Here is a 14,959-nt window from a genome sequence, read left to right on the forward strand (position 1 = left end):
CCGGAGGAATATCGACAACACCATTATTTGGCTGGGATCTCAAAAAATGCATGGAACTAAAACGGGTCTATTTACAAGGGTATCGATAACCTTCAGGGCGGGACCGGTAACGATTACATGATAGGCGGAGTGGGTAACGATAGACTCGATGGTGGCCAGGGCGCTGATATCATGGCAGGTGGTTCCGGAAATGACACCTTCGTCTTTAGCGCAGGCTTTGGGCGAGACCGTATTACCAACGGTTTCGATAGTAATCCCGGCGGCGGACAGGACCTCCTCGATCTGAGTTTATTAGGCATTGGTGTAGCGAATTTTGCCAGCAGCGTCACGATTGCTGGGGGAGCCGGTAGCAGTACCGTCATTACCATCGGCAATCCTCTTAATGGCAATGTCATTACTTTAGAAAACGTAAACTCTAAAAGCATCGATATTAATGATTTTACTTTAATCGGATAAGGAGAAGACGATGTCGCGCCAGCATACGCCAACAGAACTAAAAGATTTATTAAAGGGAACGAAATCCACCTTTATAATGCTATTTTTTTAGTTATGTTATCAATGTGCTTATGCTGGCGCCTGCAGTAAAATATCGGTTTTGTGAGAAAGCGAATCCCGTCAAAAAACACGGAACCGGGAAAGGAGATCACATACTGCTACGCTCAATCCGCTGGATAAATAAATCACTAAATTGAGTTAGTCATTTTTTCAACTCATTGCAACTATTTGCATTCCCTGCGGCGGCGTCCGCTGAATAAATTCCATACGCTTCAGTTGAACCCCCTGAATTTTGAGGGCATTTTTTCCGCGTTTAATCAAGTCGACGACTCATAGTTCTGATACAGATCACAACCGTTGGTCAAACGGGTTGGATTGTTAGTGTGCCATCTCCATTATGTGCATTTCTCTTAACAAGGATTACGTTATATGAACATTCGACCTCTCTTCGCCTTAACTTTCATCGGCTTATTATGGGGCGCTGGCGCATCGCAGGGACACGCAAAAGAGTGGAAAAAAGAGCCTATGACTGTTTTACAGCAAGGGGCAGAGGCGGGTGATGCGGAGGCACAGTTCGTTCTTGCGGCCGTTTATTTAAAGGGAAAAGAGGTGCCGCAGGACCTCAGCAAAGGGCGTGAGTGGCTAATCAAATCTGCAGAGCAGGGAAACGTTAATGCGCAGCACCTTCTTGCGCTCATGTATTACGAGGGAAAGGAGGGGCTGAAGGATGACAAGAAAGCAGCCGAGTGGTTTAGCAAAGCGGCTGAGCAGGGGAAGGTCGATGCACAGTACTACCTTGGCATCATGTACTTTGAAGGTCAGGGTGTACAGCAGGACGACAAGCAAGCCGTTGAATGGCTGACCCAGGCTGCGGAACAGGGCAATGCTGATGCGCGCTATTTCCTCGCCCTGATGTACTTCGATGGTGAGGGGGCGCGGTGGTATGACGGCAAGGTCATTGAGTGGTTCAACAAAGACGCCGAACAGGGAAATAAGAAAGCGGTTGAGTGGCTTAGCCAGGCGGCCGGACGCGGAAACTATCTTGCGATAGAGTGGCTTCACCGGGCAGTTGAACAAGGAAATCCCGATGCGAAGCATTATCTTGAAAGCAATAAAACGCTGTTAGAGGGCTACAACACCGTCAAGGCATTGAGTAAAGCGGCTGGGCAGGGAGATTCTAAGGCGCAGGCATTACTCGGCAGAAAGTACTTTGAGGGTGATGGCGTTGGTATGGATCATAAAAAAGCGCGTGAGCTGTTGACGCAAGCCGCCAGTCACGGCGATGCACTGGGCCAGAGCATGCTGGGTGTTATGTATTACATCGGCGAGGGCGTCGGTGTGGCTCAGGATTACCAGAAAGCGTTTACGTTATTTAACCAGGCCGCTCCCCAGGGCGATATGCTGGCGCAGGGCATGCTCGGCTCAATGTATTTAAAAGGAGAGGGAACCGCTCAGGACAATAAGAAAGCGCTGGAGTGGTTTAGCAAGGCCGCTGAGCAGGGAGACACGGGCTCTCAGACGGATCTTGGGATGATGTACTTAGACGGTAACGGTGTTGCCCAGGACGATAAAAAAGCCATTGAGTGGTTTGATAAAGCCGCCAGGAAGGGGAATGCAAGGGCTCAGGGTCTGCTGGGAAGCATGTACCTGGAAGGGAAAGGGGTGAAGCAGGATTATGCACAAGCCTATATCTGGTCAGCGGTGGCCGTCGCCAATGAAAATTCTGATGCGCGGACTTCTATGGAGAGCGCAAAGCAGAATTTAACGCCTGCCGCCTTTAAAGACGCGGACGATAAGGCGAGAAACTATTTCGAACAACACCGCGATCAATCAGAGATGTAATCCCGTCTGAACCCACAGGGCGGCAGTGCCAGACGCGCCGCCCTGAAACGCCTGTCCTGCCGTCGTTTGCCAAAGAGTTGACTCACTTCATCACAACAGAAGCGTCAGTATCGCGCGCTCAGATCTTACCCGGCTCCTGAATACCGTATTTATTCCGTTTATGCTGATACAGCAAATCGTCCGCTTTTAGCAGCGCGCTTTCCAGCGTGTCATCAGAATGCAGTTGATAGCAGCCATAGGAGAAGGCCACGAGTTTTTCTTCATCCAGAGTGGTCAGGTTTTCCTGGATTCGGGCAATGACATCCCAGGACTTCGCCAGCGTATAATCGATCAAAATCAGGCTGAATTCGTCTCCGCCCAGTCGTATACCGTAGTCACTTTTACGAATTGATTGGGCTATCGCCATGCCCAGAGATTGAATGGCTTTGTCGCCCATATGATGTCCCAGCGTGTCGTTGATTTTTTTCAACCCATCGCTGTCGATCGAAATGACCGTGATGGCGATTTTTTTCTGCAGCAGAGTACGGATTTTTTGCTCAAGATTGACGTTCATTATTTTGCGATTGTAGAGACCGGTCATCGCATCGGTGACATTGTCATGAGACAGCGACATATGACGTATAAACTGTTGTTTAGCATAACGGCAGAGCAGCCAGGTACTGAATAGATAAAGTACGACTAACCACATATTGCTGATGATTAGATAAATCGCATCAAGTTTAATATGCAGAGTGTAATACTGTGTTATCGGCTCTTCATAATTAATGGCATCTGCCGTTTTAATATACGGACTATGGAAAATGATATTGTCTCGGGTGGTATTGTCAGTGACGTAAAGCGATAAAAATTGCCACAGCAGAGGGCGATCAAGGGTATGGAACGACGTTGCCAGGTCATTAATGTTGATATCGGTAATCAATATTCCTTTCACGATATTGTGACGGAACACAGGGGTCAGCATGCTGATGATATTTTTCTTTGTAAAGCCATCATGATAAATATGCGAAACGATGTTTTCACCCTGCATCAAGTCATTTAATGCCGTGGTGTCAATATTGATGGTGTGGGCGCTACGAACAATATTGATGCTGTCATCATCGGCAACCAGCCAGTTACTGAATTTGTAGTGTTGGGTATCAACTAACTGATTGATGTAAATATAATTATGTGCAAGATCAATATAATACCGCATGTTTTTGAACACATATCCGTTGTAGTTCGAAAAACTGTACTGTGACGAAATTATTGTGTTTGCATGTTGAATGATGGGCAGCGCGGAGACGTCATGGCCCCATTGTGCGCACGAGGGATTGTGCGTTTGTAGCGTACCCTTCAGAGTGGGCAGGGTTTTACCCACCAGATTTAAACCGAAAATCGTGTTCACTGATTCGACATGTTTGCATACGTCAGCCATCTTATCCGTTTCATTTACTGACGGAGACGCTGTTGATGAAAATGCTCTCGATAGGCGAAATGCAATATCCTGGTTTATGAACTCCTCATGGAATAACGCAGACTTTCCGTTTTCAGCAATGTATCCCATGTAACGTTGAAGGCTACGGTATTCATGAGCGAAGAGGGCAAAAAAAATCGATGTCGTACAGGCAATGATAATGATAACGGCGCTGATATATTTATTCGGAGACAAGCTGGTAACTTCCCTTTTTTAAACCACCCGCAAGTGCTCCCAAGTATAGCATCGATAACCCTAAAATTCCCGCCAGCGAGTATAACCCCTGGTGCAGGGGTTATGCTTTATCCTGGTGTATCGCCCGCTTCGTTCAATTAATGCCCAATCATGTTTGCTTGCGGAATAAGCCGGAAATAGAGATGTTCGGGAACGGGACTCTCCCAGACACCTGCCAGCATAGCGATACCGACCGTGGCAAATACGATCCCCAGTACCAGTGCGGTCATGGTGGCCCCCGAGAGGCCGTTCTGCCAGCGCGTTTTCTGATGTGGAACGGTTTGTGTTCCGGGTGGTGTACGTACTGAAAATACCAGTGTCGATGCGACCGGGCAGGATTCAACGCACGTCATACAGCCGGTACATTCAAGCGTTCTCACCTGAATTAATCGGTCTACCGGTATTTGGGATGGGCAATTTTTGGCACATTTCCCACAATCAATACAGCTGTCGGCATTACGGCGGATTTTAAACGGGGATAACAGAGAAAAAAGGCCAAGTAAGGCACCATAGGGGCACAAATATCGACACCAGACATTACGAATAAACAGGCTGGCGATGGCGAAAATAATCACACAAACGAGAGTTGCCATACCGATGTGACGGAAAAAATTGAGCATTTTAACGTCGATAATTATCCCGTAGGGTGACATGAGAAAGAGCTGAATGCCCTGTGCTGGCATTGAAAGCGCGATATACAGAAAAAAACTTAACAGCACATATTTCAGTCCGCGTAACGGAATATCCAGCCAGCGGGGGAGCGTAAAATGACGACCAACGCATTTCATCCCCAGACTGCCAAGCATTTCCGATAGCGTACCCACGGGGCACAGCCATGAGCAGAATGCTTTTTTAAGCAGCAGGCTTATCAGTACGAACGCCGCCAGAAGCAGCATGGACGCCGCGTGAATAGGGGGGAGCCAACCCGTTTCTACGGTGTATCTGGCGTTCATCAACCCGGCGATAGGTAACCATCCTTCAATCCCGCCGGGCCTGGGAATAAACACACTGGCACCGCCCGTTTCATAAAAACGGACCCAGAAATAGAAACTAACGCCAATATAAATATTGATGGCCAGTAGCAGATATTGCGTGGCTTTGCGCCAGGTCAGGGCATTTCGCCAGTCATTCCACGGTAATTTTCCGCCTGTTGTTCCCTGACGGCGTTGCCAGCGTGTTCTCTTCGTTTCGCTCATGACCGCTCACTTCCCCAGAACGTGCATCCATAATGCTACTATGCTACGGCGGAACCCCACGGCTAAAATTGATTTATATCCTGATAATGGTTCGTGGCGCAGAGAAATAACGTATTGCGCTACGTTGTACCTATAAAGTGTTATTTGGCGGGTGGTGATTGTTTATTTTTGGCAAATATTGGGGGCAATTTACAGCCCCCGGTTAATTACGGAAATCTGTGGGTTATGGATGCGTAATAAAGCGCGAAAGTCTCTGGCGCAGCAATCGGTTTTCCTCTCTTAATTGCGCATTTTCTTCCAGCAAGGTGAGCGTAACAGCAATGCCTGGCCAGTCCAGCGCCAGTTCGTGGCGCAACCGCAAGGCACGTCGCACGACAGCGGCGGCATGGTCGTCGAATTGCCAGGGGGCGGCTTTACGCTCGTAAGGCTCAATCACACCCAGACCCACAATTTCGTAAAGTTCTTCTTCTGACACACCGGTATGCAGACAAAATTCGGTGATGGTAAAGGTGACGGTCACGTTCGCCATTATGCTTTCCCCCACTCTTTGCGCGGTTCAAAGGACGTTTGTGTCTGCGCCAGTTGTTGCCAGAGGGCTGCTGCGGCGGCGTCCGGTTTTGGCGGCATCACAATCTTAATCACCGCATACAGGTCGCCAGTCTGCTTTTTGCTCACCAGCCCTTTGCCTTTGATGCGCAAACGCTGTCCCGCCTGGCTGCCGGGCGGGATAGTCAGCAAAATGTTCTCCTTCAGCGTTGGCACGGTGACTTTGGCGCCCAGTGCGGCCTCCCACGGCGCCAGCGGCAGGACGATCTCCAGATCCTGATTGACGATGTCAAACAAAGGATGCGGCGCAATATGGAAAACCAGCCACAGATCGCCATTCGGTCCACCGTTTTCGCCTGGCGTTCCCTGGCCTTTGAGACGAATACGTTGTCCATTTCCCACACCCGCCGGGATTTTTACGTTCAGCGTTTTGGGGATTTCTCGCTCCACAAGACCCAGTGCGTTATACACCGGCACTGTATAACTGAGGGTTCGCGAGTGTTCAGTCAGGGTTTCTTCGAGAAATATCGCCACCTCAATCTCTATATCGTGCCCACGGGTTGCCGGGCGCTGGCGAGACTGTCGGGCGTGCTGGCCAAAAATCGACGAAAAAATATCGTCGAAATCTTCAGTGTTGTAGCTTTGGCTTTCGCCTTGTTGGAATGAGCGGTTAAATTGCGGATCGTGGCGATGCTGCCACAACTGGTCATATTCTGCCCGGCGCTGTTCATCACTGAGCACTTCCCACGCCTGAGCAACCTCTTTAAAGCGGGTTTCGGCATCGGGTTCTTTGCTGACATCAGGATGGTACTTGCGGGCCAGTCGGCGATAGGCGGTCTTGATAGTCTTGAGATCGTCCGTCGGTTTTACGCCCATAATGGCGTAATAATCCTTTAATTCCATAGCGTTCTCTCTCGTAAATCACGGCATGCAAAGGAAATCCCCTGAAAAGATATCACCGTTAAGTGTAGGGTAATCCTAAGAAACGCGTCTGCAAACAGCCAAAACATCATTTTGCTGAATGAAATAACTCCACGGAAACAGGGTTTCTGAAGGGGATTGCGGGCGCGAAATCAGCCTGTGGACATAACTTTACAGCCCAAAGGTTGCCAAAACCTCCCCAGGGGCTAAGATAACCCGCGTCAATCAGTGAGGGTGTAATGGCGAAACGACAACGGATGGGATGGTGGTTTCTGTGTCTGGCATGTGTCGTGGTGATGATTTGCACCGCGCAGCGCATGGCGGGCCTGCACGCGTTGCAGATGGAAACCGCCGCGACTGTCGTGGCCGTTGTGCCGGATGCGCCGTCCGAAGAGGTCACGTCGACAGTTACACCCTGCGAACTTAGCGCAAAATCACTGCTGGCGTCGCCGCCCGTGATGTTCGAAGGGGCGATTCTGGTCCTTTGCCTGCTCCTTGCTCTGTTGGCACCCCTGCGGGTTATTCGCCTGCCGTTTTTCCCTCCGCGAGCCATCTCGCCCCCCACACTCAGAGTTCATCTACGCTTTTGCGTTTTCCGTGAATGACAGACCGGTTAGTGCTAACGGTAAGTTAATTATTCATGGAGAAAAAATATGATTCTTGTTTTCAGACAGATGCTGTTCTGTCTGTTATTGCTATGGCTGCCCGTATCCTGGGCGGCAGACGACGGCTGGCTGCGTTCACCAGAGAATGACCATGCCCGTGTGCAACTGCGTGCCGATACCACCGCGCAGGGCGAAACCCGGCTGTTGCTGGAGGTAAAGCTGGAAAACGGCTGGAAGACCTACTGGCGTTCACCCGGGGAGGGAGGGGTTGCCCCTGCGATTACCTGGAAGGGCGAAATGCCCGATGTCGACTGGTTCTGGCCAACGCCTTCGCGTTTTGAGGTGGCGAATCTGACCACTCAGGGGTATCACGACCAGGTCAGCTTTCCGCTGGTGATTCGGGGAAAAGCGCCGGAGAAAATCGAGGGTATCCTGACGCTCTCGACGTGCAGCAACGTTTGTTTGCTGACCGATTATGCGTTTTCTGTGTCGCCGTCCCACCAGGATGCGACCTTTGCGCATGACTTTGCCCAAGCGATGGGACGAGTCCCTCTGTCTCAGGGACTGACTGATTCCATTACCGTTGGCGCGCGCGCCGGGGAACTGGTGGTTGAAGCCGAGCGTGCGGGAGGCTGGTCAACCCCTGGGTTATATCTCGATACGGTCGATGACGCGGAAATCGGTAAACCTCAATTCCAGATTGCGGGGACGACATTACAGGCGACGATCCCTGTCCGCGATAGCTGGGGAGAGGGGGCTCCTGATCTCCGCGGTAAGACAGTCACGCTGGTATTGGCCAATGAAGGAATCGCGCAGGAGAGTACGCTCTCGGTGGGTAGCGCCCCTGCGCCAGTGACAGAAAGCGCAGCCTTGCCGCTTTGGCAAGTTGTTCTAATGGCGTTACTGGGGGGATTTATTCTTAATTTGATGCCCTGTGTGTTGCCCGTGCTGGGGATGAAGCTCGGCTCCGTATTGCTGGTGGAGGAGAAAAACCGACAACAAATACGGCGACAATTCCTCGCGTCGGTGGCGGGGATTATCGCCTCCTTCATGGCGCTGGCGCTGCTGATGACCGTGCTGCGGTTGACGAATCAGGCGCTCGGCTGGGGTATTCAGTTCCAGAATCCGTGGTTTATTGGCGTCATGGTGGCGGTGATGCTGACCTTTAGCGCCAGCCTGTTTGGACTGTTTGAATTCCGGCTTCCTTCGGCAATGACAACCCGGCTGGCGACTCAGGGCGGGAACGGGATGTCCGGCCACTTCTGGCAGGGGGCGTTTGCCACTCTGCTGGCGACGCCGTGTAGCGCGCCGTTCCTCGGTACCGCTGTGGCGGTGGCGCTGACCGCATCGCTTCCGACGCTGTGGGGACTGTTTCTCGCGCTTGGATTAGGGATGAGCGTGCCGTGGTTGCTGGTCGCGTTGCGCCCCGGCCTGGCGTTGAGTCTGCCCCGTCCCGGTCGTTGGATGAACGGGCTGCGACGTCTGCTGGGTTTGATGATGCTGGGATCGGCAATCTGGCTGGCAACGCTTCTGCTGCCGCATTTGGGATTCTCCACTCCCGCCCCGGCAAAAGAGAGCGTGGTCTGGCAGCCCCTGAGCGAGCAGGCCATTCAGCAGGCGCTGGCACAAAACAAACGAGTGTTTATCGACGTCACCGCCGACTGGTGCATCACCTGCAAGGTCAATAAATACAACGTATTGCAGAAAGAGGCGGTGCAGAAGGCGCTGCAACAGCAGGATGTTGTCGCCCTGCGCGGCGACTGGACGCTGCCTTCCGCTGAGTTGTCTGATTTTCTGAAAAAACGTGGCCGCGTCGCCGTGCCTTTTAACCAAATTTATGGCCCCGGAATACCGGACGGTCAGGCGTTACCCACCTTACTGACTCAGGACATGGTCCTGCAAACGCTGGTAAACGCAAAAGGAGTTATGCCATGAAATACCTGATTGTTCTGTTCTTCACCCTGTTTTCTGGTCTGAGTCTGGCGCAAGAGGCAGCCCCGTTTACCCCAGAGCAGGAAAAACAGATTGAAGCGCTGATTCAGGAAGCGTTATTTAACGATCCTGCCAGTCCGCGCATTGGCGCGAAAAAGGCGACGCTGACGCTCATCAACTTTACGGACTACAACTGCCCTTACTGCAAACAGCTTGATCCGATGCTGGAAAAGATTGTGCAGAAATATCCTCAGGTTGCAGTGGTGATTAAGCCTTTGCCCTTTAAGGGGGAAAGCTCGGTGCTGTCGGCGCGTACAGCGCTGACGACCTGGCGCGAACATCCTGAACAGTTCCTGGCGTTGCATGAAAAACTAATGCAGAAACGGGGATATCACACCGCCGCCAGCATTGCCCAGGCGCAGGAAAAATCCGGCGCGGCAGCGGTAACTCTGGATGAAAAAAGCAATGAGACCCTGAGTACCAACCTGCAGCTTGCCCGGCTGGTGGGGGTTCAGGGGACGCCCGCGACCATCATCGGGGATGAAATGATCCCTGGCGCCGTGCCATGGGAGACGCTGGAAGAGGTCGTCAAAGAGAAACTGGCGGCAGCCAATGGTCAGTAAGTTACGGCGCTGGCTGCGTGAAGGTTTGATCTTGCTGGCGCTGCTGGCCGTCGTCACGGTGCTGGTCGATGCCTGGCGCGCGCCACAGGTTCCGCCCTCCTTTGACAGCACGCCGCTGCAAACGGTGGACGGGGAGACCGTCACCCTGGCGAAACTCAGCGAAGAGAAACCGGTCTTGCTCTATTTTTGGGCAAGCTGGTGCGGCGTGTGTCGTTTCACGACTCCGGATGTCGCGCGGCTTCACCAGGAAGGGGGAAACGTGATGACCATTGCGCTACGCTCTGGCAGCGAGGCCGACGTCTCCCGCTGGCTGACGCGCAAAAATGTCACTTTCCCGGTGATCAATGATGCGAGCGGCGAGATATCCCGCCGCTGGGAAATCAGCGTAACGCCGACACTGGTGATCGTCTCAAAGGGAGAGGTCGTGTTTACTACCAGCGGCTGGACCAGCTACTGGGGGATGAAACTTCGACTCTGGTGGGCTAACGCGTTCTGAAACTGTGCCGGGGAAACCCGGCATTTTTCCGTGCCTGCCGCCTTTCAGCCAGACTCTTCAACGGCTCATCCCCGGAAGCCATATTTCGCTCCCCAACGAAGCAAGCCCTGAGAATAACGGACAACATCGCGTATCGGCTTTTTTCGGGAGGACAACGTATGGTCGTATTCTGGGAGTCTGGGCTTTACCTGATGTTGATGATTACCGCTACCTTTGTGCTGGCGGGGATGGTGAAAGGCGTCACCGGTATGGGGCTTCCCACCGTGGCGATGGGGATTCTGGGGGCGCTGGTCTCCCCGGTCGCCGCCGCCGCGATGCTGCTGTTGCCGTCACTGATCAGCAATCTGTTTCAGTTCGGCGGTGGCGGCAATACCCGGATACTGCTGAAACGTCTCTGGCCGATGCTTTCGATGGTCGTCGTCGCCACATTGCTTGCCAGCGTCTGGATTGCAGGCGGCGACACCCGGCGCACTCAACTGGCGCTTGGCATCGCGCTGATTCTTTACGCGCTCTGGACGCTGGCCGGGAAACGAATCCGGGTCGATCCGCAACGCGAAAAACCGGTCTCGATGATGGTGGGGGTAGTGACAGGGCTGCTGACCGGCGGCACCGGTGTTTTCGTGATGCCCGCGGTGCCGTGGATCCAGTCCCTCGGCTTTGAGAAAGAGGAACTGGTACAGGCGTTGGGCATCTCTTTCACCTTCTCGACGCTGGCATTGGCGCTCGGATTATGGTGGCACGGCGCGCTGCCGGTTCAGTCGGTCACTTTATCGGCATTCGCCATTATTCCCGCGCTCGTCGGTCAGTGGATCGGCACCCGTGTGCGTCGGGTGATATCACCGTTAGTGTTTAAACGCTGCTTTTTACTTTGCCTGATGGGGGTGGGGCTCGAAATGATACTTCGTGCGGTATAAGCGCCATCGTGACTTTGCGGGGATTCCGTGCCAGGGTCAATGCAGATTATCCGGGTTAATGAGTCACACCGTTTACATAAGCCAATGAATGAGGGGAAACACCGGGATTTGGTTCCCGGAGGGACGCCAAACCCGGTGGTCGACCCGAATATTCCGGTCTTAAACGCACGGTGTCAGGTTAAAGAGGATCGTATGACGTTGTTTATTTCAGAAAGTGAAGAGGAGTTCGAACTCGAGTCAAGGATGGCGCTGACCGCTGCGGTGATGGCGGATAAATCGCGCTCACGCATGTTGAGCGCCTTAATGGATGGGCGCGCGTGGACGGCGACGGAACTCAGCGCGGTGGCGGATGTTTCGGCCTCCACCGCCAGCGCGCATCTGTCGCGCTTATGTGAGCAGCGATTTGTTATCTCGCTGGCTCAGGGGCGACATCGCTATTTTCGCCTGGCAAGCAACGAGATCGCGCAATTACTGGAACGGTTAATGGGGGTGGCGTGGGCCTCTTCCACATCCCGTAAAATTGCCACGCCGCTCAGTTTACGCCATGCACGCACCTGTTATGACCATCTTGCCGGAGAAATCGCCGTCATGCTTTTTGACACCCTGATTTCCCGACAATGGATAACGACAGAGGGCGATGCGTTAACGCCGCTGGGACAGGACAAACTCGCCGAAATAGGCATTGAGGTCGGCGCTGGCGTGTCGCGCAGAAAACGGTGCTGCGGCTGTCTGGACTGGAGCGAGCGACGTTATCACACCGGGGGCGTGCTCGGGGCCGCCCTGTTGACCTATTTCGATCAACAGCGATGGATCACAACCACGACCGGTAGCCGCCAGGTCACTTTTACGCCGCTGGGTATCCGCAAACTCCAGCTTCATTTTGGCATTACCGCACTGCGGTAAATCTTCCGTTTTGCGAATGCGTTCCCGGAAAAATGTCATATTTCTGTCACACTTAGAAAAATTTGATAACAACAAGAGGTTGTAGGGATGAAAAGAACGTTACTCGCGACAAGTGTGGCAGGGCTTTTATTGGTGTCTGGTTACGCACAGGCGCAGACCACGCCGGAAGGCTATCAACTGCAACAAGTGTTAATGATGAGCCGACATAACCTGCGCGCGCCGTTGGCCAATAATGGCAGCGTCCTTGAACAATCTACGCCAAATAAGTGGCCTGAATGGGATGTGCCAGGCGGTCAGCTCACCACCAAAGGCGGGGTGCTGGAAGTGTATATGGGCCATTATATGCGCGAGTGGCTGGCAGAGCAGGGGATGGTGAAGTCAGGCGAATGCCCGGCTCCGGATGCGGTCTACACCTATGCTAACAGCCTGCAACGCACGGTGGCGACGGCGCAGTTCTTTATCACCGGGGCATTCCCGGGGTGCGACATTCCTGTACACCATCAGGAAAAAATGGGCACCATGGACCCGACCTTTAACCCGGTGATCACCGATGATTCCGCGGCGTTTAGCGAGAAGGCGGTTCTCGCGATGGAGAAAGAGCGCAGCCAGATGCATCTTAATGAGAGCTATCAGTTGCTGGAGCAGATGACGAACTACAAAGACTCGCCATCCTGCAAAGAAAAACAGCAGTGCTCGTTGATCGATGCCAAAGACAGCTTTAGCGCGAAATACCAACAAGAACCTGGCGTTTCAGGTCCATTGAAGGTGGGGAATTCGCTGGTCGATGCCTTTACGCTGCAGTATTACGAAGGGTTCCCAATGGATCAGGTGGCCTGGGGCGAGATTAAAACCGACCAGCAATGGAAAGTGCTGTCAAAACTGAAAAACGGTTATCAGGACAGCCTGTTTACCTCGGGCGAGGTGGCGCGTAATGTGGCCCAACCGCTGGTGAAATACATTGATAAAGCACTGGTGAGCGAGCGCGGCAGCGCGCCGAAAATCACCGTATTAGTCGGACATGACTCAAACATCGCGTCCCTATTGACCGCGCTGGATTTCAAACCGTATCAGTTACATAACCAGAATGAGCGTACGCCGATTGGCGGTAAGATCGTGTTCCAGCGCTGGCATGACAGTAAAGCCAATCGCGATCTGATGAAAATTGAGTATGTGTACCAGAGTTCGCAGCAGTTGCGTAATGCGGAGGTTCTGACGCTTAACTCACCGGCGCAGCGTGTGACGCTGGAGCTTAAAGGGTGCCCGATAGATTCGAATGGATTCTGCCCGATTGACAAGTTTGATCGTGTGCTGAACGACGCGGCAAACTAACGGAAAGGCTCCCCCGTGTGAACGGGGGAGTGCGTGCTACACGTTTTTACGATCGATGGTTTGCTCGCCCCAATAGAGCGAATCTTTATCTGTTTTCGTGAAGGCTTTGACTAATACTTCATCGCTGCCTTCTTCCCAAATCTTTTCCGCCAGTTTTTCGTCGTACTGGGCGACTTCAAAAATAGCCTCGGCTATTTCTCGTGACGTATTACGCAGACTTGCCCATTCGCCGACGCGATGAGCTTTCGCTTCTTGAGTTGGCATTCGAATCCTCCTGTTGAAGATTAGCCGTTAAGTTTTACTGCCAGGCCCGCGACATATTCGCCCTGGTAGCGCGCAATAGAGAGTTCCTGCTGGCTTGGCTGTCGTGAGCCGTCACCGCCTGCAATCGTGGTCGCGCCATACGGCGTTCCCCCGCGAACCTGTGAAACGTCAAACAATTCCGGTGCGGCATAACCGATAGGAACAATCACCATGCCGTGATGCGCCAGGGTGGTCCAGGTCGATGTAATGGTTTGTTCCTGACCGCCACCGGTTCCTGTTGAACTAAAGACACTGGCGAGTTTGCCGTGCAGCGCGCCGGAAGCCCACAGCCCGCCGGTTTGATCCAGGAAGGTGCGCATTTGGCCGGACATGTTGCCAAAACGCGTGGGGGTGCCGAAAATAATCGCGTCGTATTCTGGCAGTTCCTGCGGGGTTGCGATGGGTGTGTTCTGCGTTTTACCCCCGGCTTTTGCGAAGATGTCAGGCTGCATGGTTTCTGGTACGCGCTTAACGACAACCTCAGCGCCTTGTACCTTGCTTGCCCCTTCAGCCACCGCATGCGCCATGGTTTCAATGTGTCCGTACATGGAATAATAAAGCACCAGAACTTTTGCCATTTTGCACTACTCCTCGGTTTTATCGTCTCCGTAGCGATTCGCTACCTCCATTTAAAGATATGACGTACTGAGGAGAGTGCAAATTTCACAACCATTCTTTTGATTTATAACAATATTTAAACAACTTCTCTTTGACGCAAAATGATACATTTTTAACCATGTGACTTTTTTTAGTCATAAGAAAGGCTTATTGATTTCTGGAGGGGATTATTTCTTTTATTCCGGTGATCCTGTTGCAGGATATTACGATTTGCTGGCCGATAAGGGGATCTTCACTAAGCTTAGTTCCACGCAGCAAAAATGATGGCGATGTCCATCTGTTGTGTGAGGAGTCACTCCTCGGTACCTATGCAGTATGATGTCTAATCAATGACGGAGGTCAGTAATGGCAAACCATCGGGGCGGTTCCGGCAACTTTGCGGAAGACCGTGAAAGAGCATCAGAAGCAGGCCGTAAAGGTGGCCAGCACAGCGGGGGGAACTTCAAGAACGATCCGCAACGTGCATCAGAAGCAGGCAAAAAAGGGGGCAAAAGTAGTCACGGCAACCGTAACAGCTAGCCTGTCTGAATCTTCCAGGGCGTTGGGTGC

16 protein-coding genes are annotated in these 14,959 nt (G+C 52.6%); 10 read left to right on the plus strand and 6 right to left on the minus strand.

The annotated features are described in order from the left end of the window. Nucleotides 1-81: 81 nt before the first annotated feature. Nucleotides 82-456 (plus strand): calcium-binding protein, encoded by a 375-nt coding sequence (locus tag AC07UY_RS20930; protein ID WP_494724438.1) that lies wholly within the window; start codon nt 82-84, stop codon nt 454-456. Between the two features lie 468 nt (nt 457-924). Beyond that, on the plus strand, nt 925-2,337 hold the full coding sequence (locus AC07UY_RS20935) for a tetratricopeptide repeat protein (RefSeq protein WP_494701886.1): 1,413 nt from the start codon (nt 925-927) through the stop codon (nt 2,335-2,337). A 118-nt stretch (nt 2,338-2,455) separates the two neighbouring features. Here the strand turns inward: AC07UY_RS20935 and dgcJ are convergent, their stop codons facing one another. The 4 genes from dgcJ to cbpA form a co-directional block, all read right to left on the minus strand. After that, entirely contained in the window at nt 2,456-3,985 is a 1,530-nt protein-coding gene (dgcJ, locus tag AC07UY_RS20940) for a diguanylate cyclase DgcJ (protein ID WP_494701885.1), read from the minus strand. A 137-nt stretch (nt 3,986-4,122) separates the two neighbouring features. After that, nucleotides 4,123-5,220 carry a 4Fe-4S binding protein gene (locus AC07UY_RS20945; protein ID WP_494701884.1) on the minus strand — a complete coding sequence of 366 codons (1,098 nt, stop codon included), beginning with the start codon at nt 5,218-5,220 and terminating at the stop codon, nt 4,123-4,125. Between the two features lie 223 nt (nt 5,221-5,443). Continuing rightward, nucleotides 5,444-5,749, minus strand: a complete 306-nt coding sequence (gene cbpM, locus AC07UY_RS20950; RefSeq protein ID WP_494701883.1) for a chaperone modulator CbpM — start codon at nt 5,747-5,749, stop codon at nt 5,444-5,446. After that, nucleotides 5,749-6,669, minus strand: a complete 921-nt coding sequence (gene cbpA, locus AC07UY_RS20955) for a curved DNA-binding protein (protein WP_494659529.1) — start codon at nt 6,667-6,669, stop codon at nt 5,749-5,751. Before cbpA ends, cbpM begins: the two co-directional genes overlap by 1 nt. A 257-nt stretch (nt 6,670-6,926) precedes the next feature. On the opposite strand from cbpA, the gene AC07UY_RS20960 reads away from it, so the two are divergent. The 7 genes from AC07UY_RS20960 (at nt 6,927) to agp (ending at nt 13,489) form a co-directional block, all read left to right on the plus strand. After that, on the plus strand, nt 6,927-7,292 hold the full coding sequence (locus AC07UY_RS20960) for a copper resistance protein (protein WP_203358226.1): 366 nt from the start codon (nt 6,927-6,929) through the stop codon (nt 7,290-7,292). A 48-nt stretch (nt 7,293-7,340) separates the two neighbouring features. After that, nucleotides 7,341-9,227: a protein-disulfide reductase DsbD family protein gene (locus tag AC07UY_RS20965; RefSeq protein WP_494701882.1), complete on the plus strand. Its 1,887-nt coding sequence runs from the start codon at nt 7,341-7,343 to the stop codon at nt 9,225-9,227. After that, entirely contained in the window at nt 9,224-9,847 is a 624-nt protein-coding gene (locus AC07UY_RS20970; protein WP_494701881.1) for a DsbA family protein, read from the plus strand. The genes AC07UY_RS20965 and AC07UY_RS20970 overlap by 4 nt, the downstream gene beginning before the upstream one ends. After that, nucleotides 9,837-10,343, plus strand: coding sequence for a protein disulfide oxidoreductase (locus AC07UY_RS20975; protein ID WP_494701880.1), 507 nt, complete (start codon nt 9,837-9,839; stop codon nt 10,341-10,343). The genes AC07UY_RS20970 and AC07UY_RS20975 overlap by 11 nt, the downstream gene beginning before the upstream one ends. A 158-nt stretch (nt 10,344-10,501) precedes the next feature. Next, nucleotides 10,502-11,257: a sulfite exporter TauE/SafE family protein gene (locus tag AC07UY_RS20980; RefSeq protein ID WP_494701879.1), complete on the plus strand. Its 756-nt coding sequence runs from the start codon at nt 10,502-10,504 to the stop codon at nt 11,255-11,257. A gap of 192 nt (nt 11,258-11,449) precedes the next feature. Beyond that, on the plus strand, nt 11,450-12,160 hold the full coding sequence (locus AC07UY_RS20985) for an ArsR/SmtB family transcription factor (protein WP_494701878.1): 711 nt from the start codon (nt 11,450-11,452) through the stop codon (nt 12,158-12,160). An 87-nt stretch (nt 12,161-12,247) separates the two neighbouring features. Continuing rightward, nucleotides 12,248-13,489: a bifunctional glucose-1-phosphatase/inositol phosphatase gene (gene agp / locus AC07UY_RS20990; protein ID WP_494659534.1), complete on the plus strand. Its 1,242-nt coding sequence runs from the start codon at nt 12,248-12,250 to the stop codon at nt 13,487-13,489. A 36-nt stretch (nt 13,490-13,525) separates the two neighbouring features. Here the strand turns inward: agp and AC07UY_RS20995 are convergent, their stop codons facing one another. Continuing rightward, entirely contained in the window at nt 13,526-13,753 is a 228-nt protein-coding gene (locus AC07UY_RS20995; RefSeq protein ID WP_203358220.1) for a YccJ family protein, read from the minus strand. A gap of 20 nt (nt 13,754-13,773) precedes the next feature. Then, nucleotides 13,774-14,370: an NAD(P)H:quinone oxidoreductase gene (wrbA, locus tag AC07UY_RS21000; RefSeq protein ID WP_494659535.1), complete on the minus strand. Its 597-nt coding sequence runs from the start codon at nt 14,368-14,370 to the stop codon at nt 13,774-13,776. Nucleotides 14,371-14,755: 385 nt separating this feature from the next. On the opposite strand from wrbA, the gene AC07UY_RS21005 reads away from it, so the two are divergent. Further along, on the plus strand, nt 14,756-14,929 hold the full coding sequence (locus AC07UY_RS21005; RefSeq protein WP_012132907.1) for a con-10 family general stress protein: 174 nt from the start codon (nt 14,756-14,758) through the stop codon (nt 14,927-14,929). The last annotated feature ends 30 nt before the right edge of the window (nt 14,930-14,959 follow it).

This window comes from Citrobacter sp. GW821-FHT02E08, assembly GCF_059421685.1.